Here is a 23,344-nt window from a genome sequence, read left to right on the forward strand (position 1 = left end):
AACGGTCTGTGAAAAATTCATCACTTGAGTTTTTTTTTAATCGAACATTCCGCTTCTATTTATAGTAAGCGGAATGTTTTTTTTATGATTAGAATTTTGAAGCAATCAATTAGATTTTAAATAAAAGACGGCGTCTATACCACTTAATAGACACCGTCTTTTCTAACAAACAAAAACTAATTAACTTAACTCATTTTGTAAAATTGAACAGGCATTAATTTCACTAGTCGACTTAATTTATTGTATGGAATAGTGCTTTGTTTAGTTCTGTTTAATGAAAACCAAAGCTTCTTCGTAATTGGCTATTTCTACAAGTGCATTAAAAATATATTTTGAAACTAATGCGCCTCCATCTGAATTAATCAGCTCAATATCATCGTCTGGCGTGTGGTATTGCGGATGTCCGCCTGTATGGAAACCAACGGCCGAAATGGATTCTTTATAAAATGAAACATGATCTGAACCGCCTACATCACCAGCATGAATAACAGGATTTAATCCGCTATTTTCTTGCAGCTTTTTCATTAATTCAACTCCGTTTGGAAAAGTTCCTGCGCCTCCCATATAAAGTTCTTTTTTATCGTTCAATCTTCCGACCATATCCATATTGAGCATTACTTTTACAGCTTCTTTTGGAACTGGAAGATGATTCACAAAATACTTTGAACCGAGTAATCCTTCTTCTTCTCCGCTAAACGAAATAAAAATGATGCTTCGTTTAGGGTTTACTTTTTGTTTTGAGATTTCTTCTAAAATGTACAGCAAAGCCGAAACTCCAGAGGCATTATCATCTGCGCCATTATGAATGGCAAAGGCTTCTTTCTTTTTACTTCCAGAACCTTGTCCGCCCCAGCCCCAATGATCGTAATGCGCACCGATTACGATGTATTCTCTTTTCAAATTAGGATCAGAACCTTCAATGTAGCCCACAACGTTTTGCGTTGCCATACTATCCCATTTCATTTTATTGATTCCTTCTTTGACAAACACTTTGAAAGGCTGATAATAACTATCATTGAATTGCTGTAAACCATATTTCTTAAAATATTTTTTGATATACGCAGCCGCATCATTATTTCCTTTAGTTCCCACAAAACGCCCTTCCAATTTATCTGATGAAAGATATTTGTCATGTTTGTAAAAGGTCTTAGCCATTTGTGCATTCACGAAAGTGTAGCAAAAGAAAAGAATTGCAATAGAGAGTTTTTTCATAATTTGTTGTCTATAGAATGGAACGCGGATGACACGGATTTGCTTTGCAAAGACGCGGATGAACACAGATATTTTACAAAAAATGGAATGAAAAAATCCGTAAAAATCAGCGTTTTCACGAAGTGAATCCGTTTTATCAGCGTACTATTATCTTATAAATCAAAAGAGGTATGTTTAATATATTTTCGATCATAAGTATACAAAACGTGTATTCTTTTATCTGTAGTTTGAATTATGGCTGGATAACTAAATTCTCCTTTTTCCTGTTTTTCAAGATCGAATAATTTCGTCCATTTTAAACCATCTTTAGAATATTCAACATCTAGAATATTTCGTCCGTTAAACCAGTCTTTTCCAATTGGAAGCGGATTATTTACCAGTAAAAACAGATTTTTATTGATTGTTAAGGCATCAATTCCAGAATTTGAATTAATGACATTTATGGTGTTGGTTCTAATCCAGCTTTTACCATTATCTCCAGACCAGCTCGAAACCACTTTATTGTGTTTGCTTCGAGACAGCATCTGAATATCACTCTTGCTATGAATTAAAAATGTTGGCTGAATAATATCAAAGTTCTGATTGTTTTCTACCGCTATTTTCTTCCAAGAATCGGTAGCTTCTGTATATTCTTCAACATGCACACGCCATTCATCGGTACTTACACTTTCTGTACTGCTTCCGCATAAAATTACGCCTTGAGTTGTTTCGATTGGTTTATTTCGAATTGGACCTAAAATTCCTTCTGGAAGATACTTTGGTTCTCTCCATGTTGTTCCGTTATCTTTTGAAACCATCATAGCGCCAAACCATTCTCTCGGATTTTTTCCAATTTTATAAAACAAATATAAGTTCTGACTTTTGCTTTTAAACAAAACTGGATTCCAGCATGGCAGGGTATCACCGTTTTTAATTAAAGGCTGAATCAGTTCTTTTGGTACAGACCATTTTTTGTCTTTGTAAGCCGAAATATAAATTCCGACATCTTTTGCGCCTTCATATTTTCCACCAAACCAAGCTGCTAAAATTTCGTTTGGCTTATATTCAACCAACGTTGAGGCGTGACTGTTTGTAGTAACAGGCGGATCGGCAATATAACTGCTTTCGATATTTACAGCTTTTATCTGTGCTTTTATTTCATTCGAAAAAAGAAATAAAGCCAATAGCGCTGCAACAGTATATTTTGTCTTTAAAATCATTTTATTTTTAAATTATTAAACACATAGAAACATAGATTTTATTTAAAAAAAAAGAATAAAGAAACTAGTTTCTCACACATAGCTATGCTAAAGAAATATTTTTCTCTTTGCTTTTCTTTTTAGGCAAAGAACCTATGTTTCTATGTGTTAAAATTAAATTTGTTCAATTTCTCACAAAGGGAATTGCTTATGAATTAAAGTTGGGGCAAAAATTCACTTACTTCTCTATAAAAACAAAAGGAGAGTTACCTCTCCTTCTGCTCAAGTAACAAATCGATCGATCTATTACTTTACCAAATTAATTATTTTGTGTCCCACCAAAGTCTTGTTCCACCAGAGTCTGGACCTCCTAATTTAGAAACTCCATCTTCTACAGCAGCTTTGTTTGATGAGTACTCGTTTGTCGTGTAAATAATTCTTTTCATCAAAGATTTTCCAACTCCAGCATCTGGATTATCAGTATTTAAAACTGGATAGATTACTTTAGCATCGCTTCTTCTTAAATCTGCCCAAGCTTCCCAAGATTCTGGGAAAATTGCTAAGTATTTCTGAACTGCAATTTGAGTTCTTTGATCAGCAGTAGATGCAGACCATGCCACTGGCAATTTAACTGGAATATCTTGTAAATCTAAAGTTGGATATACGGTCAGAATGTTTGGCAATGTTGGCAATGATGTTCCTGCAATGTAAGCGTTAACATCAGCTACTTCTGTAATTCCCCATTGTGCAAGCGATAATCTAATACCTGTTTCATACAAAGTTTTAGCATCTGCTCCCATATTCCATCCATTTAAAGCTCCTTCTGCTCTACTTAAATAGTTTTCAGAAGCCATGAAGATTTCAATGTTTTTAGTTTCACTAAGTGTATTATTAGGACCATTTCCTAAAACATTATTGTTGAATTTAGAGAATTCAGTAGTTCCGAATTGATCTTCTAAACCTCCAACTGGATTTCCTCTATACACTCCTGAAGCAATTGGTGCAAACCATTTAGCTAAACGTGGATCGTTGTAACCTACTAAGATACTTTCCATAGAAGATGTCATTACATAACCCCAGCTGTTTACAATCATGTTTAAGTTGTTTGGCGTAATGTTACTTGCTTTAAAGAATGCACTTTGATCATTTGTTTGCATTACTCCGGCAGCAACGGCAGCTTCAGCTTGAGTTTTTGCATTTGCAGGATCTTTATCAGAAATTCTTAAAGCCAAACGCAATCTCATACTGTTTCCAAAGATTCTCCATTTGTCAACACTTCCTGCATAAACTCTATCATTTGGGGCAAGAGAAGCAACTGAAGTTGCAGAAGTAGAAGTTAATGTTGCATTTGCTTCGTCTAATAATTTAAAGAAATCTGCATAAATAAATTCTACGCTATCGTAAGAAACTTTATCTTTTCCGTTACCAGCTTCAGTATAAGGAATTGGTCCGTAAGCATCAACCATTTGGTTGTACATAAAAACTTTCCAGATTTTAAGAACAGCTGTAGCTTCTGCGTTTCCTTGAGATGCTTTAAAAGCATTTGATAAAGCTGGAGCCGCTACAGTGTAAAATCTTGTCCATCCTCTTCCTTCGTATCCATTTACGAAAGCATTTCTTTCCGTTCCATATCCACAGTTTAAATAGTGGATAAAAGTTGAAGATAAAATACCTGTAGCAATACCCCACGTACCTTGATCATCTATACCACTTGGTGATGAATAAGAACCATTGTGGATACCTGCGTACAATGCAGATGCAAATGCAGGACCTGCCAATGTAGCATCTAACTGATCTTCAGTCAACGAATTAGGATCTTTGTTTATTTCATCAAAATCGCCAGTACAGCTTGATAAAATCGAAACTGCCATTAATGCAACTCCTAATGTTTTTATTTTAAAACTATATTTCATGATATCTCTTTTTTAATTAAAATCCGAATTTAACATTCACTCCATAATCTCTCGTTGATGGAATGTTGAAAGATTCTATACCTTGTAAGTTACCTGTACCTGCGCCCGCTTCTGGATCAAAGTATTTAGCTTTGTTTAAGAAGAAGAATAAATTTCTACCTACTAATGAGAAATCGATGCTTGTAAATCCAGAGTTACCTAATAAACGTTTTGGCATTGAGTAACCAAAAACAAGCTCTCTTAATCTGATGTTTGTAGCATCATAAATAAATGGCTCTGCAATTGGAGTTCTCTGTCCGATAGCTGTCCAGTATTGTTCAGCATTGATGCTTGTTGTGTTTGGAGAGTAAGTTCCGTTTCCGTTAGCTACAACACCATCCACAATAATTCCGCCATTTCTTCCTGCTAAAGTAATATCGCTAACCCCTAAACCAGCTTGTCTAGCTTGAGTGTATGAAATAACTTCACCACCAATTCTAAAGTCAACCAAGAAGCTTAAAGAGAAATCTTTGTATTTAAAGTTGTTTTTGAAACCTGCAGTCCAATCTGGGTTAAAGTTACCTGCACGAACATCAAAACCATTTGTAGCTAATGGAATACCTGCACTATTTACAATGATATTTCCGTTTGGATCTCTTTGGAAACCTTTAATGTATAAATCACCATATTCACCTCCAACAACCACTTTACTTCTCACTAAACGCCCTTCTCCAAGAACTAATTCATCTCTTCCTTCAAAGATAGATTTTACTTTTGACTTATAAGAAGCGTAGTTTGCTGTAATATCCCAAGTAAAGTTTTCTGTCTGAATTGGAGTTGCAGTAAGCGTAAGCTCGATACCTTTATTTTCAATATCTCCACCATTTACGATCGCTCTAGAATATCCAGAAGGTTCTGGTGTATTGATGTAGAAAATTTGATTATTAGTCAAGGTATTGAAATATGTGAAATCTAAACCTAAACGATTGTTGAAGAATCTAACATCGGCACCAAACTCTGTAGAAGAAGAAATCTCTGGTTTTAAGTTTGGATTTGCTTTTGTGCTTTGTCCGTATAACATACCACCGTTTCCACCAATGTAAGAGAATCTTTGCTGTGTTTGATAAGGATCTGTATCATTACCCACTTGTGCATAAGAAGCTCTTAATTTAGCAAAGCTTATTACTTCAGGTAATGTAACCATATCTGAAATTACAGCAGAAAGTCCGAAAGATGGATAGAAATAATCTTGAGGCAAAGTAGAAGACCAGTCATTTCTAGCTGTTAAGTCTAAGAATAAATAGTTTCTGAAACCAATTTGACCAAATCCGTAAACAGAATTAATTCTTTTTTCTGAAGCTGTAGACGTAGATTGAACCGTTTGAACGTTTGATAACGCGAAGAAGTTTCTTTTACTTAAAACACCGCCAGAATTTAAAGCTGAACTATTTTGCTGTAATGAACTCGCTCCTGCATTAAGACCAACAGAGAAATCTCCGAATTTTTCATTGTAAGAAAGTAAAGCATCAATGTTTAATTCGCTTACTGTTTCATAAGATTCGCTATAAGAACCCATGTTACTGTTGAAAGCCGCAGTTGCATATCTGTTTCTTACGTTTTTGTTTGTCATTTGGTCTAAACCAGCTCTACCTTGTAAGCTTAACGTTTTTGTAAACTCATATTTAAGAGACGCTAAACCAATAAATCTATTTCTTTTATCTGTACGAGCATCATCTCTTAAAGCAGACCAGAATGGGTTTCCTCCAGGAGCTCCAGTTTCGTCAAGGAAATAGTTTACTTGTCTTTGTCCGGCTGCGTCAAAATATTCGAAATCTTTATAATCGTTATAAGCAATACTACGAGGCAATAAATAAGCAGATGTTCCAATAGACTCCTCACCTGTTCTCAATAAGTTATCGATATCTTGAACGATGTAGTTTGTTTTAGCATCTAAAGTTAATTTATCTGTAATCTTGCTTGTCAATCTTAAGTTAAGATTGTGTCTGTCCATTTGGTTTCCGCCCACAATACCTTCAGCACGTGTGTTAGTATAAGAGAAATAACCTTGCGCTTTTTCGTTACCAGCAGTAACTGTCAAAGTGTTTGCCAAATTATAACCTGTTTTGTAGAAATCAATAACGTTGTTTTTCTGTGGAGAATAGCTTTGTGTAGCTGGTCCCGCATAATTTGGATTACGAACCAACTGCCAAGCAGATACCTGACGTCCGTCTAAAGGCGCACCCCAGCTTGAGCTTGAGTTAGAAACATAGTTTCCGTTTGTTCCTTGACCGTATTCGTTTTGCAAGTTCATCAAATTATAAGCAGAAGAAGCCATAAAGTTAGATGATAACGAAACCGAAGTTTTTCCAGCTTTACCCGATTTAGTTGTAATTACGATTACACCATTTGATGCTCTGGAACCATAAAGAGCTGCTGCAGATGGACCTTTCAAAACAGTCATCGAAGCAATGTCTTCTGGGTTAATGTTAGAAATACCATCAGGTTGTGTAGTTCCTCCTGTATCAATATCAGGATTTGTATTTGTTGTTCCGTTAGAAATTGGCACACCATCTACTACGTAAAGAGGCTGGTTGTTTCCGTTAAGCGATCTGTTACCTCTTAAAGTAATTCTAGAAGAAGAACCAACACCATTTGAAGTAGTAGAGAAGTTAAGACCTGCAACTTTACCAGAAAGTGAGTTGGCAACGTTTAATGATCTTGCTTCAGATAACTCATCTACAGAAACGTTTTGTGCAGAATACGTAATGGCTTTTTTCTCTCTTTTAATACCAAGAGCCGTAACCACTACTTCTCCTAACTGCTGCGTATCTGGGCCAAGAGTTACATTAATTGTAGATTGTGATCCCACAGCAACTTCTTTTGTAGCAGATCCTACATAAGTAAAAACTAAAACTGCTGATTGATTTGGAACACTAATGCTGTACTTACCATCAAAATCTGTTGAAGCACTTGTTTTAGTTCCTTTAACAATAATATTTGCTCCAGGAATCGGAATCCCGCTTTGAGCATCTGTTATCGTTCCTTTTACTGTTGTCTGCGCTTCTAGGGCTTGAAACCCGAAAAGGCATATGACAAACAGTAATTTTAGTACGTTTTTAATCATATTAGTTGTTTTTTTAGAGTTAATAACATGTTAAACTTAAGAATACATTCTGTTAACAAAATATAATTTCGACAAATGACAATTTTGAAAAGGTGTAGGTAAATCTTAAGCGTTTTATTGAAAGAAAACGTTTTCATTTGTAATCTTACTCTGCCTTAAATTAAAAGACCAAATTCTATTATTGAATAGAATTCGGTCTTTTATAATTGTATTCATTTTTTTAAAGTAAAAACGCCGAAAAATCTTCGGCGTTTTTGGTTTTTTAGTTCAAAACCTTGAATTTAGTTTTAAGTAAATCGGTCGAATTTCCACCGACCATCACTTCAAAATCTCCAGGCTCTACAACGCGCTTCATTTCTCTGTTCCAAAGAGATAGCTCATCTGGTGTAAGTGTAAACTCAACAGTTGTAGTTTCGCCCTTTTTGATATTTAATCTTTTGAATCCTTTTAACGTTTTTTCAGGAGTTGTTACTGAACTGTAAACATCATTAATGTATAGCTGAACTACTTCATCTCCATCTCTGTCTCCGACGTTTTTAACATCAACAGAAACTTTTACTTCTCCATTTGGTTTAATTTCATTAGTATTCAGTTTTAAATTAGAATATTCAAACTTCGTATAACTTAATCCGTAACCAAATGTATATAAAGGATGCTCGCTTTCTGCTACATATTTATGAATCGCAGATGGTTTTTGGTTATAATATATTGGTAACTGCCCAACTGATTTTGGAACTGTAATTGGCAATCTTCCACCTGGATTATAATCTCCAAATAAAACATCAGCTACCGCTCTACCTCCTAATTCACCTGGAAACCAACCCTCTAAAACTGCCGGAATATTTTCAGCAATCCAGTTTGTAGAAAGCGGACGACCGTTTAATAAAACGCAAACTACTGGAGTTCCAGTTTTTTGAATCTCTTCAATTAATTGCTGCTGAATTCCAAATAAGTCTAAAGAAGCAACATCTCTGTTTTCTTCTACCAATTCGTTAGATTCTCCTAAAACCACAATCGCAATATCAGCTTTTTTAGCGGCATCGATTGCTGGCTGTAAGTTTACTTTTTCTAAATTCCAACGGAAATGAGCTCTGGCTCCCCAGCCTCCTTCCCACATTTCAATGCGGACTTTGTACTTTTTACCTTTTTCGATGTTTTTTGGAGTTGTGACCATGCTTGTCGCACCTTTTGTCCAATTGTCAATTACCAATTGATCATCAATATACATTCTAATTCCGTCATCAGAACTTAAACCTAACCATCCGTCAAGAGCCTGATCTGATTTTAAAAATCCTGTCCATCTGATAGAAAAATCATCCACATTCACGCCATCACCAGGTGCCCAAGGCCAGTCAAATTCTAACTGACTATCGATACGAGTCAATGCTGGAGTTCCTTCCAGATTTCTGTTATTGAAATATTCTCCTTTTAATCCGTTTTGAGATTCGTCTGGAGTAAATAAATATTTAGATGGAATAATTTGTCCTTTTACGATTAAAGGAACTCCTTCTTCATAAACTACATTTGCTGTTTTTCCAACCAATTCCTTAACTCCTTCGTAAACCGTCATTCCGACACTATTTTTTGGAGCATAACCTCCCAATCTTGAAGCATTTGCATTTGGTCCGATAACCGCAATATTTTTTAAGTTTTTGCTTAAAGGCAAAATATTGTTCTCATTTTTCAATAAAACCATTGATTTCTGAGCCGCTTCTAAAGCAACAGCTTGGTTTTCTTTTGTATGAAAACGCTCTTTAATCAGATTTTTATCTGTGTACGGATTTTCAAATAATCCTAATAAAAATTTCAAACGCAAAACTGCTCCCGCCGCACGGTCAATGTTTTCTATTGTCAATTTTTTTTCATTAACCAATTCAATGACTGTATTTTGCCAGAATTCGTTCGAAAAATCATAAAACTGCATATCAACACCAGCCGAAACCGCTTCTCTAATAGCATCTTTTGGAGAATCAGCCACTTTGTGAGTGGTTTGAATGTATTTAATAGCTCCTAAATCTGAAACTACAAGGCCTTTAAAACCCCATTCTTTTCTTAAAACATCTGTCAATAACCAGTGATTGGCTGCACAAGGAATTCCATCTAACTCTGAATACGCGCACATTGTTCCTAACGCACCGCCTTTTCTAAATGCTTTTTCAAAAGATGGTAAGTGGTCTTCTCTTGCAGAACGTTCTCCAACCAAAATTGGTGAAGAATTTCCTCCTGCCTGCGGAATACCGTGAACGGCAAAGTGTTTCGGCTCTGCAATAATAGAACGGTCTGATTTTAAATCGTCTCCTTGCATTCCTTTAATAAAAGCCAAACCAATTTCGCTATTCAGGAAAGCATCTTCACCAAAAGTTTCAGCAACACGTCCCCATCTTGGTTCGCGTCCTAAATCTAAGTTGGGTCCAAAACCGAAATGAACTCCATGAGCTCTGGCTTCCATTCCAATTACTTTTCCGACTTTGTCCATCGTAGCGATATCCCAAGTTGCTCCAAGACCAATGTTCATTGGGAAAGCGGTACTTCCTTCGTCTAAATAACCATGAAGCATTTCACACATAATCAAAGCTGGAATTCCCCAACGGTTTCCTTTAATTACATTCGTCTGCAAATCATTGATCATTTTCGCCGAACGCGGATATAAATCATGAATTGCTCCAATTCCTAATTTCCCGATTTTTTCTGCTGATTTAGCTTTAGCAAAATCTTCTTTATCTTTAAAAAAATCACCTCTATACATATCCATCTGACGCACTTTTTCCTCAAGTGTCATACGGCTTAGTAAATCTTGAACTCTTTCTTCTACTGGTAATTTGGCATCCTGATACGGATACTTTTTCTGGGCGTGGATCTGGTTTAAAAAACCAACAGCCATTACAAAAATAATGGCCGTTTTTCTCATTCTTAATTGTAACATAGTTGTGTTGTGTGTTTAGTTTTGAATCACCTTAAGCTTTGTGCCATTCACAAAATCATCATGTGAAATAAAGAAAGTATTAAGTGATTTTCCGTTTAGCTCAATCGAATTGATTTTTCCGCCATTATTTTCTTGTCTTTCAATTACGATGCTTTCCTTTTTATAATATCTTGGATCTAATTTGATCGTCACTCTATGAAACATTGGCGTTGTAATGGTGTAAATTGGATCTCCAGGCGATATTGGATAAATTCCCATCATCGAATACACTAGCCAAGCCGACATTGTCCCCGTATCGTCATTTCCTGGCAATCCTTTTGGTTCATTTTTGAAATATTCGCGAACCAATTTCTTTACCATATCCTGAGATTTATATTCTTCGCCTTTCACATAATTAAACAAATACGGATTGGCAATATCTGGTTCGTTTGCCATATCAAATTGTTTGGTGTCGAATATTTTCTGCAATTGTGCTGAAAATGGTATATCACCCCCCATTAATTTCTTTAATCCGATAATGTCGTGAGGAACCATAAAAGCATACTGCCAAGCATTTCCTTCTATAAAACCAACATTTTCTTCAAAATTAGCTCCTGAATTTGGATCAAATGGTTCGTACCATTTTCCGTCAGGAGTTCTTGGACGAAGCAGATTTAAGTTTTTATCGAATAATTTTCTGTAGGATAATGAACGTTCTTTAAAACGTTTTACATTGTCTTTGTCACCGAATTCGTTGGCCATAAGCGAAATAGAATAATCTGAAATATTGTATTCCTGAGTTGTAGAAACTGGGCCTTTATTGTCGGTTGTTAAATATCCTTTTTTGATATAATCTTTCAATCCAGGACGAAGCGGATTATTTTCAATGTTATCTGCGCCTTTCAACATCGCATAATAGGCTTTATTAACATCATAATCACGAACTCCCCTCATGTAACTATCTGTAATTACAATACTTGCAGGGTCTCCAACCATGGTAAAAGTTTCAGTCGAATTCAGTTCCCATTTGGGTAACCAACCGTTTTCATCAAACATAGTCAACATACTTTTTACCATATCAGATTGCTGTTTTGGATAAACCAAAGACATCAATGGATGTACATTTCTATACGTATCCCACAAAGAAAATACGGTATAACGGGTATCATCGGTTTTAGCAATTTTACTTCTTTTGATTACGGGATATTGTCCGTTAATATCATTTAAAGTATTTGGGTGAATTAAAGTGTGATACAAAGCTGTGTAGAAAATCGTATTGTCATCTTTTGTACCGCCTTCAACCAAAATTTTAGACAATTCTTCGTTCCATTCGTTGTAGGTTTCTTTGTAAATTGCATCAAAAGATCTGTTACCAACTTCTTTTGCTAAGTTTTCACGGGCATTTTCGATACTTACGTACGAAATTCCAATCTTCACTTCAACCGTTTCTTGTTTGTCGAATTTATATGTAAAATAACTTCCAATACTATCACCTACTACGGTTTTAATGGTATTTTCCATTATTCTCGCTTTTCCGTTGTAACCCATCCATTGTGCTTCAACGCCGTTGTATTTTGCAGTTTTTTTCCAAACTCCAAATTTATGGGCAGGTTTAGAAAATTGAGCCACAAAATAAACCGGATAAGCATCTTCTGGACTGTTATAACAAAACGAACCAACCGAACGCATTCCTTCAATTTCTGTAGAAGAAACCACTTTTATCATCGCGCCTTCTTCATTTGTTAAACCTAAACCAAGATTTAATAAAATATTAGATTGCCCTTTCGGGAAAGTGAATCGGCTTACTCCCACTCGCTTTGAAGTGGTAAATTCGCCTTTAACTTTGTATTTGTCGATGTTTACGCTGTAATAAGCTGCTTTGGCAACTTCATTAGAATACGTTGAACCGTATTTTAAATGATCGATTTCTATATTTCCAGTTGTTGGCATCAATAAAATAACACCCAAATCTGGACAGCCAACTCCGCTTAAATTCACCTGACTAAATCCCGTCAAAAAGGTATTCTCATTCACATACGGATTCGAAAGCCACTGGCTGTCTTTTTCCATTGGAGTATTCTTTACTCCAGCCACATTAAACGGACTGATACTTGCCATTCCGCGCGGAGCAATTGGTCCTGGAAAAGCCGCTCCATAATTAGAAGTTCCAATAAACGGATTCACGAAATCAGCAGGTTCCTGCGCAAAAATTGTAATGCTAAAAAACAGCATGCAAAAAATACATGCTGTTTGAAATTTGTTTGTATTTAAAACCATAGGTTTCATTTTTATCTGTTGATCGCTTCAATTTTTAAAGTCCACGCTTCTTTTGCAGGAAGATTATTTCTTAAGCTTTCTGGAATAATTACTTTAAATCCGTTTCCTTCTTTTGTCCATTTTAAAGAAGTTTTAGAACCTAACATCGTAATCTTAGTTCCTTTTTTAGGACTGATAGCTTTTACTGTAACTTCAGTAGGAATTTTGTCTTCTCCTTCTTTAGCTAAATAAAATGCAAATACATTACCTGCTTTATTTTGTGTGAAACAAATGTTTTCTTCTTTGTAAGGCTCAATTGGTTTTGTATTGTAAATCGCTGTGCTGTTTACTTTCATCCAATCACCATAAGCTTGCAATAAATCGTAAGCACCTTTATCCCATTCTCCTTCTGGACTTGGAGCAACGTTTAATAATAAGTTTCCGCCTTTAGCTACAATATCAATCAACAAATGAATTCCTTGTCTTCCAGTCATGTAAGTTGCACCTGGAGAATAAGACCATCCGCCACCAGCTGGAATACAAGATTCCCAAGGATAAGGCAATGTTTTTTCAGGAACACGTCCTTCTGGAGTTAAATAGTTTTGGTTTTTACCATGAACCGCTCTGTCTACTACAATTAAACCTGGTTGTTTTTGACGCGCTTTAATCACTAACTCATCCATTTTCGGATCTTGATCAACAACTCTATGTTTAATGAAACCATTTTTAGATTCGTTTTCTGCAAACTTCTCGTCGTAGTTTTCTTTAATGTTTACTTGGTCTCTTTTTCTAACCCATCCACCATCTAACCATAAGATATCTACTTTTCCGTAGTTAGAAAGAATTTCTAAGATTTGATTGTGAGTGAAATCAACATACTTTTGCCATTTTTCTGGATATAAAGAAGGATCGTAGTTTACGTTTCTGTCGAAAGGAGGAAAATATGGATCCCAATAGTTTTCGTTATGCCAGTCTGGTTTAGAGAAATAAGCTCCAGTTGAAATCCCTTCGCCTCTAAAAGAATTGAAAATCTCTTTTAAAACGTCTGCTTTCGGGTTGGTATGAAAAGGAACATCTTTACTAGTAATCTTGTAATCAGAATATTTAGTATCGTACATGTTGAATCCGTCATGGTGTTTGGTGGTAAAAACCATGTATTTCATTCCAGCATATTTGGCCGCTTTTGCCCATTTTGCAGGGTCAAATTTTACAGGATTAAAAGTCTTTCTTAATCCTTCGTAATCTTTAATATAGTCATTATAATTAGACGGATTACTTCCTTTTTTACGTTCACACCATCCATAATCTTCTGGACAAATAGACCAAGATTCTACAATACCCCACTGGCTGTAAGTTCCCCAGTGCATTAGCAGACCAAATTTCTTGCCTTGCCACTCGTCTAAGTTCTTTAAAACTAACGGATCAGTTTCTGGTACGTATCTTTCATCTTCATAAATCGCCTGAGCGAATATCTGAGCTGAAAATAAAAGGGCGATTATGAATATTCCTTTTTTCATCTTTAATCTAATTTATAATTTATTATTCTTTGTTTTTTAGTTTAGTTTATCAAGTATCGGCTGATCTGTAAAAGTTAATTCTGTTTGGTTAATTTCATTAAGTTGCTCCAATACAACAAACTTATTCTCACCCGCTTTCAACCAACAGCCAGGTACATAAAGTGTTTGTTGCGGTCCTACTTTCCAATAGCGACCAAGATTGTGTCCGTTAACAAATACAATTCCTTTTCCCCAAGCAGACATATCAAGAAAAGTATCGGCTGGTTTATCGATGTTTACTGTAGCTTCATATAAAACTGGACGTCCCGATTTTACCGTTTCATTTTTAATAGCTGGCACTTCGCTCATTGGCATTTTATACATTTCCCATCCACCACTAATTTCATATTCATTAATGAATACTGGAGAAATAATTCCTTTAGTATTATGTACTATTTCGGCTCCGTAATTAATACGTCCCATATTTTCAACCAGAATTTCTAAAATACCGTTAAACGGAATAGAAACGGTCAGTTCGTAATTTTTGAAAACTCTATTCAATTCACCTACCTTAACTCCATTTACATAAACTGTAGCAAAGTCTCTTAATCCCTCAATTTTCAATTTGCCAGAAGAAATTGGCTGCGTAAATCGTTTACGATATAAAACATATCCATTTCCCTGACCTAACTTTTCAAATGTTAAAGGCTGATCATTTACGACCGCTTTTTCTTTTTTGATCCAACTTAAAACATCCATACTTGATTTGACAGGCTGATTAGGATATTTTGTAACTTGTATTTTCTCAGGAATCGGTGCTAATTTTGTTTTAGAATACTTTTGCATTACTTCACGAATAGCCATGAATTTTGGTGTTGCCCAACCTGCTTCGCTAATAGGCGCATCATAATCATAGCTTGTAATATCTGGCTGAATATCACTCTCTTCATTGTAATTTGCTCCAGAGGTAAATCCAAAATTAGTACCGCCATGCACCATATAATAATTAAAAGAAACACCTGCATCAAGGTACTTTTGGGTCTGACTTGCAATCTCCTCAGATCCAACTTTAATAAATGGTTCTGCCCAATGATCCAACCAACCAGAATAAAACTCTGCTACCATATAAGGTCCTTGCCCGTTATGGTATTTATCAACTTGTTTCTTTAAATTTTCTATGTTTGATTCTCCATTTGCAGTTGGCAATACGCCTTCCACCATGCCGCCTTCAAATAACCAAGAACCATCAGAAGTAAAAAAAGGCTCTGGAAAACCCGTTTCTTTAAGTATATTGTAAATTGCAGTCTTGTATGCTTTATGATCTTCAGCACTAATATCGGTTCTTTGAGAAACATAAGAACCAAATTCATTTTCAGCCTGAACCATAATAATTGGGCCTCCCTGATTAGCAAAATTTCCTTTTACTACTGCATATAAATGTTCTAGATACGTTTTACAAGCATCTAAAAATGCTTTGTTATTGGTACGAATTACTAAATCTGGATTATTTTGCAGCCACCAAGGATATCCGCCAAACTCCCATTCACCACATGCATACGGACCTGGTCTAAGAATTACATATAATCCTTCACTTTTAGCAATGCGTAAAAACTCTGCCAAATCTCTATTTCCTGTTTTAAAATCCCATACACCTGGTTCTATTTCGTGATAATTCCAAAACACATAAGTTGCCACGGTATTCAATCCCATCGCTTTAATCATTTGCAATCGATGTCTCCAATACTCTTTAGGAATACGCTCATAGTGCATTTCTCCTGAATGTATTTTTACAATCTTCCCATCTTTTTGAAATTCTCCATTAGATATAGAAAATCCTTTTGTTTGAGCCTTTGTAAAAAACGGCATCAAGCAAATCAATAATACTCCGAGCTTAAATAATATCTTATTCATTTTTTTTCAGATTATACATTTATGACTTTAAAGCTTTGTCAAAGTTTGAAACTTTGACAAAGCTGTCACAAGCATTTCACGTTAAACTATGTGTTAGAAACTAGTTTCTTTCTAAACTCTTTTCAAAGTCAAAAAAATCTATGTTTCTATGTGTTTAAAAATATTTAATTCACCAAAATCTCATCCACAAACAACCAAGAACTTTCTCCTTTTGGACTTTTCTTTAAGTTGCCACCGATTACTTTTACAAACCGTGCATTTTGTTTTTGGAAATTGATTTTGAAATCTTTCAACTCCGGAACTGGATTTGCTGCATACGGACGTGTTATTTTTCCAACTTGCGTATATTTAATTCCATCAGTAGAAATCAATACTTTCACTTGAATTGGGAAATTAACTCCTGCACCTTGACTTTCTAAAGCTCCAACTATAACTTGTTCAATACTTTCTACTTTCTCGAGATCAATTACCAATTCCATATCATTAACCAGCCAAGCTTGCCATTGTCCGTCATGGAAATTTTTGCTTCCTCTGATTACATTAGCCATTGTATTGGCATCTCCTTTATAATTTTCATTAAAAGGCGTTAAGTATTTCACTTTCTTCGCAAATCCTTTATGAAAAACAATAGTATCTGTAAATGTTTTTCCAACTGGTTTTTCGTCTTGAAATAAAGAAGCTTTTAAAACTGTAGTTGCTGCAATTTCAATTGGAGTAGTATATTTTATAGCGTGATGATCAATGCTTTGGTTTCCTAAAACATAGCGAATATCTGGATTTGGAAATTCATTTTTCAATTCCACTTTCACTTGTTTATTCGCTAAATCTGCTGTTGAAGAAGCGGTTACCAAATAAGCGCTTTTCGCATAATTTAATCCCTGATAATCGTAACGTTTAAACATTGAGAACAATCTCGAGGTAAAATCGTTCCAATTGCGCTTCTCTTTCGGACTCCATAAAGTCTCTGATAAAGCCGCTAATCTTGGAAAAATCATATATTCAGAATCTTTCGGCCCTGCAATATGTTCTGCCCATAAATTAGCTTGTCCGCCCAAAACATGCGCTGATTCTTGTGGCGTCATAGTAGAAACAACAGGATCAAATTTATACACTTCACTTAACGGATTATAAGCATCAAATGCTAAAGGTTCCTCATTTTGTGGACCTTGATAAAAGTTGAAATAACAAGGCGTTTCTGGTGTCATAATTACATCATGACCTTGATCTGCCGCTTCGATTCCGCCTTTTGTTCCTCTCCAGCTCATTACTGTAGCATCTGGAGCCAAACCGCCTTCTAAGATTTCATCCCAACCAATTACTTTTTTACCTTTTGAATTGATGTATTTTTCCATACGTTTTACAAAGTAGCTTTGTAATTCGTTTACGTTTTTCAAATGTTCATCCTTGATTCTTTTTTGGCAGTGCGGACATTTTGCCCAATTGGTTTTAGTCGCTTCGTCTCCACCAATGTGAATGTATTTTGAAGGAAAAATGGCAATTACTTCATCAATTACATTTTGCAAAAATTCGAACGTAGTTTCTTTTCCAGCACAATAAATATCCGTTAAAGGCCAAACTCCACCTGACGGAACACCAATTCTCTGGTTAAAACAAGCCAATTCTGGATAAGCCGCAATTGCACTGCTTACGTGTGCCGGCATTTCGATTTCTGGAATTACTTCAACTCCTTTTGTAGCTGCATATTTTACAATTTCTTTTAATTCATCTTGCGTGAAGAATCCGCCGTAAGTTCCTTTTTCGTCAGGATTTGTAGTTAATCTGGCATTCCAAGAAACATTTTCCTGATCTACTCTCCAAGCACCAACTTCGGTCAGTTTTGGATATTTTTTGATTTCGATTCTCCAGCCTTGATCATCTACTAAATGCATATGCAGAACATTCATTTTATGTGCAGCCAAACGATCGATTGTGGCTAAAACATAATTTTTATCAAAAAAATGACGTGAAAAATCCAGCATTAAACCTCTCCATTTAAAACGAGGTTCATCATTAATCGTTAAACTTGGAATCTGCCATTTTGCAGAAGTAATCGCAAATTGACTTTCAATCGCCTCAGGAAGTAATTGTCTGATGCTTTCTAAGGCGTATAAAAAACCGTTATTCCCTTTTGCAGAAATAACAATATTAGTTGGATTTACATCTAAAACGTAAGCTTCATTCTTTAAGTTCGGATCTGTTTTTAATAAAACATAATTACTCGCAGGAGCTTTTGTAGTCACTTCTGGTTTCCATCCTGCGGCAGTACCAAATTTAGAAGCCAAAGCATTTGCAGCATCTTTCTGGAAATCACCGTTTACGACAAACTTCGTGTCTTTTGTAAATTCAAAAACACCTGTTTTAATCAGAGTCTGAGTCGGTTTCGGAATGATACGAATATCACTTTCCGTGTAAACTTTCTGCGCGTTAGCCGAGAAAATTGAAATAATTACGGTTAATAAGAATAGTACTTTTTTCATCTTTATTTTTTGGTTTCTCTTTGCGGTTATTTTTTTAAACACATTGAGACATAGTTTTTTTTAAGCTTAAAAAAGGCGTTTCACTTTGCATGAATACACATAGAAACTGGTTTCATTTTTATGTTTTGAAGTTTTTGACTTCAGTTTGTCATTTCGACGTAAGGAGAAATCTTCGTTAGTAGCTCCTCAAAATAACTCGCCAATCTTTGTAGAGTTTCTTGCGGAGATTTCTCCTTCGTCGAAATGACAAATATTGCGTATATTCTTTGTCGAATCCCGAGTGTGATCCTTCGTTCCTCAGGATGACAAAACTGTGTCGTTAAACTTTGTCAAAGTTTGAAACTTTGACAAAGTTCTAAACTCGCCATGTTATTTATTCTAAGTGAAACGTCTTTAACCACAACAAATTCTATGTTTCTATGTGTTTAAAAATATTTACGCCTAGTTTTATTTATCCCAAGACATTTTAAATTTCGCGTCTTCCATTCTGTGGCCTTTTACGTCATCAGAAACGGCGTAATTAAATCCAGATCTTAGACTATAACCTGCATATTCACCGCTTTTATTCAAGGCAATAAAACCAACTTGGAGATATTCCATGTCTTTGTGGTTTTTATGTTTGTTATAAATACGCTCTGTGATTTCTTTACAAGCATCATAAGGAGATTTTCCTTGACGCATTAATTCTACCACCATAGCACTTCCGGCAGTTCTAATTACTGCTTCGCCCAAACCTGTTGCAGCTGCTGCGCCTACTTCGTTGTCCAAAAAAAGACCCGCGCCGATTATTGGGGAGTCACCGACGCGTCCGTGCATTTTCCAAGCTGCACCGCTCGTGGTACATCCGCCAGAAAGGTTGCCATCTTGGTCTAACATTAACATGCTTATGGTATCGTGATTTTCTATATTAATGACCGGTTTGTATTTGGAATCTTCCAGCCATTTTTTCCAGTCTTTTTCAGATTCTGGTGTCAATAAATTTTCTTCTTTAAAACCTTCAGACAAAGCAAACTGCAATGCACCTTGCCCAGCTAACATGACGTGAGGCGTATTTTGCAATACTCTTTTTGCAACAGAAATTGGATGCATTATTCCTTGTAAAAAACAAACAGAACCGCAATTACTGTTGTGATCCATGATACAGGCATCAAGGGTAACTTTTCCTTCGCGATCTGGATATCCTCCATAACCAACACTACGAACAGTTGGATCGGCTTCAGGTATTTTCATTCCAGCTTCGATAGCATCCAAAGCCGATTTTCCTTCTTTTAAATTCTTCCAAGATTCTTTATTAGCAGGCAAACCATGATTCCATGTCGAGATGATGATTGGTTTGGTCTGTTTTTTTTCTTTTGATTCAGCTTCTGGTTCATTTTCATGATTGGCAGCAAATCCGCTTACGCCCAAAACAGAACTTATGGCTAAAGTGCCTAGAGTGGTTTTCTTAATAAAATCTCTTCTATTTGACATGTCTTTTGGTTTAAATTCAACTTTCAGAAACAAAATGTTCTTAACGTTGCTAAATTAATCAGTAATCTTTTTTAATCCCAGTAAAATCTACTACATGACCGATTTTACGGCTGCAATCGTCCTTAAATTACTTTCTGATAAAGCATTTCCGTCAAAAAATGAAACTCCCGTTGCACCATTTTTCTTAGCCAGCAAAATTGCTTCTTTCAATTCTGCATCCGATTTTAATCCAGGAATATAAATTCCTGTATTTATTTTCGTCTGTTTTCCTTCTAAATCGGCTACACCTTGTTTAGTTGCATAACCTACCCAGTCAATTTCTTCATCATAAAAACTATGATAAATCATTGGATATACTTCGTCAATATTCCATTTGTCCCAACGCTGACGCACCATGTGATCTGCCATTTCTGGATAAGGAAATACTGCTGCTGTCAATTTTTTATTGTGTTTATGAGCGATTTTATACGCATCGTCAACCACCGCTTTTACTGCATTTAATCTAAAATTTTTCCACTCCATATCAATTGAAGTGTTGTGGCTATTTTTTGGATTTTTGTGATGTTCTTTTTCGAATTTGCTTACGCAAGCATCACAATAACAGAAATCGAATTGTGGTAATTCTACGTCTTGAACTAAGTTGTATTTAGGTAACAAACTAATTGGCAAGAAAATATCTGGGAAACGAATATAATCTAAATGTACACTTTCAATTCCTTCTACTTTTGCTAAACCTTCAACCAAACCTAAAACGTGATTTCTAGATGCTTCTTTAGTTGGGCAAAGCCATTGGTAATAATCTACATACGGACGGTTATCAAAACAAGATTTTCCTTCTTTGCTTACTTGATACCAATCTGGATGTTGTAGAGAAACTGAATCATTTGGACGATTCATTGCCATAATCCAAGCATGCACTTTTAGTCCTTCTTTTTTTGCAAGCGGAACTAATCTTGCTAATAGTTTCGGATCGGTTTGCGTGTTAATTAAAACTTCATCAATTCCACCGTCTTTGTATTTTTTGAATTCTTTCGAATAATCGGCATCCGATTTTTTAGCGTCAGCAGTGGTCCAAACACCAAAAGTGAATTTTCCGTTTTCCTGTTCTTTATTTTCTTTTTGTCCGCAAGAGAATAAACTCAGCGAAAGCGCTAATACTAAAACTTTTGATAGTTTTTGCAGCTTATTCGTTCGTAATAATTTTTCCATCTTCTTTAATTATTAAGGTTTTGTTTGAAAAAGGACTCTTTACCAAGATATTAAATCCTGACGAATGATTTTCTAAAACTGGTTTTAAAACTTTTCCATCAACAATTATATTTTTTGAGCTGATACTTTGCAGTGATTTTGCCCAAGATTTATTTTTATCGAAATATCTCTTTTGAGCACGGTACAAGGTATATAGTTCCCATTTTACTTTTTCTTCCTGTGGAATTGTAAATTTATCGTCGCTTTCTTTTGAAGAAAAGTATACATAAGCCCATTTTTCGGGCTCATGCATATTGATGACTCCCATAGGCGACCAAACCCAATTGTATTCTGGGAGAAACTTTCCTTCTGAATCTTTTTTTCGTTCATATTTTCCATCAATAACCGAATGCTGCCAATTTACCCGAGAAAAATTGACTCTCCAAAACTTATCTTTTGGAACAATATCATCAAAATAAGATGTTTTATAAACCGACCACGGAATGGCAATTTCTAATGTCCAGCCTTTATCTGTATCTGAAGCATTATTTAAAGTTCCGTCTACCTTTACAGCCGATTTTAATCCGTCGATATTCCAGTCATTTAAAACCGTATTTTTTTCGCGGTAGGGTTTATTGATGAATAAATCCCAAGCGGTATTCAGTGCATTAATTTCCAATTCATAATAATTGTGCGTATCATTATCGGGATCAATAAAAACCTCAAAATCATTATTGTAAAAAATAATAGTATCGCGCTGTCTTAGATTTGCCCAAACGTGAGGTTCTTCTATTTTAGCGAGAATATAGTAGTAATTATCGTCCCACAGCATTTTGACCTGAGTATTGTATTTTGGTTTTTCAACGCCTTCTATGTCGACAAAAGGAGTTGTCCAAGACGCTTTTTCCCAAGCTTTGTCTGCTCCGTCTCCGTCAATAACAATTTCATTTGAAGTTTTATACGCAATATAACTTTTCGGCGTAACCGGTTTTTCAGATTGCGCGTAACTCATCAATCCAACAAAAAAAACGGCTAGGGACAATAATTTACCTCTACTATGCATCTTTATATTATAAACTATTATCTTTTGTAAACTGAATTACTTCACTTAATTTTCCGAAAGCAATTGCTACATGAGTATCTGCTGCACCATAATAAACTGCCAATTTATCTTCTTCAATATCGTGTAAAGCAGCACAAGGGAAAACTACGTTTGGAACATCTCCAACCATTTCATAAGTCTCTGCTGGTCCTAATAAATAAGGTTGCGTTCTGTATTTTACTTGATCTGGCGAATCAACATCTAAAAGTGCTGACCCCATTGCATAACGAAAACCGTTGCAAGTATTGATCACTCCGTGGTAAATCATTAACCATCCTTCGACAGTTAAAATCGGAATTGGTCCTGCACCTACTTTTGTACATTGCCAAGCGCTTTGCTCAAACGGACTTGGTTTCATCACCAATCTGTGTTCTCCCCAATATTTCATATCTGGGCTATAGCTAATCCAGATATCACCAAATGGCGTGTGTCCGTTATCACTTGGACGGCTTAACATCGCATATTTTCCATTAATTTTTTGTGGAAATAAAACTCCGTTTCTGTTGAATGGTAAAAAGGCGTTTTCACATTGGAAAAATTCTTTAAAATCGAAAGTGTAACCAATACCAATTGTTGGTCCGTTGTAACCGTTACACCACGTAATCCAGTAACGGTCTTCGATCCAAACCACACGAGGATCATATTTATAAGCAGATTCGATCATTTCTGTATTTCCAGATTTCATCTCAATTGGTTCATGGTTAATGTCCCAATTGATACCATCTTTACTAAAACCAGCAAAAATATTCATCTGAACCGCTTTATTATCACATCTGAAAACCCCAGCATATCCGTCTCCAAAAGGTACAACTGCACTATTGAATATACTGTTTGATGAAGGAATCGAATATCTATCGATAATTGGATTCTCAGAATATCTCCACATTACATCTTTACTGTTTTCGGGTCTGTCTTGCCAAGGAATAGTACTCATTTTTTGTTTTTTTTATTTATTAGTTTTTTATTCTTTTATTCTTTTGTTTGTGACTGTTGTTTTGAACTGTCACGCACTGTTTTGTCATTTCTGTAAAAGTCACTTATTTCGGTAACGGATTTATCATTTCAATTGGCTTTTTTCCATCAATTCCCTGATGTGGTCTTTCGTGATTATAGTAATATAAATATTGTAATAATTC

The 23,344-nt window shown here is 35.5% G+C and carries 13 protein-coding genes; all 13 read right to left on the reverse strand.

The genetic code is table 11. From position 1 onward, the window contains the following. Nucleotides 1–261: 261 nt before the first annotated feature. The 13 genes from AC5ZCW_RS21890 to AC5ZCW_RS21950 all read right to left on the reverse strand — a co-directional run bounded on the left by AC5ZCW_RS21890 (nucleotide 262) and on the right by AC5ZCW_RS21950 (nucleotide 23,142). Complete coding sequence (locus tag AC5ZCW_RS21890) at nucleotides 262–1,212, reverse strand: M20/M25/M40 family metallo-hydrolase (RefSeq protein ID WP_496121753.1); 951 nt, start codon at nucleotides 1,210–1,212, stop codon at nucleotides 262–264. A gap of 152 nt (nucleotides 1,213–1,364) precedes the next feature. Then, the gene (locus tag AC5ZCW_RS21895) at nucleotides 1,365–2,411 is read right to left on the reverse strand and encodes a sialidase family protein (protein WP_496121755.1); all 1,047 of its coding nucleotides are present in this window, start codon (nucleotides 2,409–2,411) and stop codon (nucleotides 1,365–1,367) included. 302 nt (nucleotides 2,412–2,713) lie between these two features. Further along, nucleotides 2,714–4,303 (reverse strand): SusD/RagB family nutrient-binding outer membrane lipoprotein, encoded by a 1,590-nt coding sequence (locus AC5ZCW_RS21900; protein WP_343543977.1) that lies wholly within the window; start codon nucleotides 4,301–4,303, stop codon nucleotides 2,714–2,716. 16 nt (nucleotides 4,304–4,319) lie between these two features. Next, nucleotides 4,320–7,406 (reverse strand): SusC/RagA family TonB-linked outer membrane protein, encoded by a 3,087-nt coding sequence (locus AC5ZCW_RS21905; protein WP_343543976.1) that lies wholly within the window; start codon nucleotides 7,404–7,406, stop codon nucleotides 4,320–4,322. A 262-nt stretch (nucleotides 7,407–7,668) separates the two neighbouring features. Then, entirely contained in the window at nucleotides 7,669–10,329 is a 2,661-nt protein-coding gene (locus AC5ZCW_RS21910; protein WP_496121758.1) for a glycoside hydrolase family 3 protein, read from the reverse strand. Between the two features lie 15 nt (nucleotides 10,330–10,344). Then, the gene (locus AC5ZCW_RS21915; protein WP_496121760.1) at nucleotides 10,345–12,585 is read right to left on the reverse strand and encodes a GH92 family glycosyl hydrolase; all 2,241 of its coding nucleotides are present in this window, start codon (nucleotides 12,583–12,585) and stop codon (nucleotides 10,345–10,347) included. Between the two features lie 11 nt (nucleotides 12,586–12,596). Continuing rightward, entirely contained in the window at nucleotides 12,597–14,081 is a 1,485-nt protein-coding gene (locus AC5ZCW_RS21920) for an alpha-L-fucosidase (RefSeq protein ID WP_496121762.1), read from the reverse strand. A gap of 36 nt (nucleotides 14,082–14,117) precedes the next feature. Then, nucleotides 14,118–15,971, reverse strand: a complete 1,854-nt coding sequence (locus tag AC5ZCW_RS21925; RefSeq protein ID WP_496121764.1) for a glycoside hydrolase family 35 protein — start codon at nucleotides 15,969–15,971, stop codon at nucleotides 14,118–14,120. Nucleotides 15,972–16,135: 164 nt separating this feature from the next. Continuing rightward, nucleotides 16,136–18,448: a beta-N-acetylhexosaminidase gene (locus AC5ZCW_RS21930; RefSeq protein WP_496121766.1), complete on the reverse strand. Its 2,313-nt coding sequence runs from the start codon at nucleotides 18,446–18,448 to the stop codon at nucleotides 16,136–16,138. 447 nt (nucleotides 18,449–18,895) lie between these two features. Further along, nucleotides 18,896–19,918, reverse strand: coding sequence for an isoaspartyl peptidase/L-asparaginase family protein (locus tag AC5ZCW_RS21935; RefSeq protein ID WP_496121768.1), 1,023 nt, complete (start codon nucleotides 19,916–19,918; stop codon nucleotides 18,896–18,898). Nucleotides 19,919–20,008: 90 nt separating this feature from the next. Further along, nucleotides 20,009–21,127 carry a putative glycoside hydrolase gene (locus AC5ZCW_RS21940; protein WP_496121770.1) on the reverse strand — a complete coding sequence of 373 codons (1,119 nt, stop codon included), beginning with the start codon at nucleotides 21,125–21,127 and terminating at the stop codon, nucleotides 20,009–20,011. Next, entirely contained in the window at nucleotides 21,102–22,169 is a 1,068-nt protein-coding gene (locus tag AC5ZCW_RS21945) for a carbohydrate-binding family 9-like protein (protein ID WP_496121772.1), read from the reverse strand. The genes AC5ZCW_RS21940 and AC5ZCW_RS21945 overlap by 26 nt, the downstream gene beginning before the upstream one ends. Before the next feature lie 7 nt (nucleotides 22,170–22,176). Continuing rightward, entirely contained in the window at nucleotides 22,177–23,142 is a 966-nt protein-coding gene (locus AC5ZCW_RS21950; protein ID WP_496121774.1) for a glycoside hydrolase family 130 protein, read from the reverse strand. Nucleotides 23,143–23,344 lie beyond the last annotated feature (202 nt).

It is taken from the genome of Flavobacterium sp. PLA-DH12 (genome assembly GCF_059511845.1).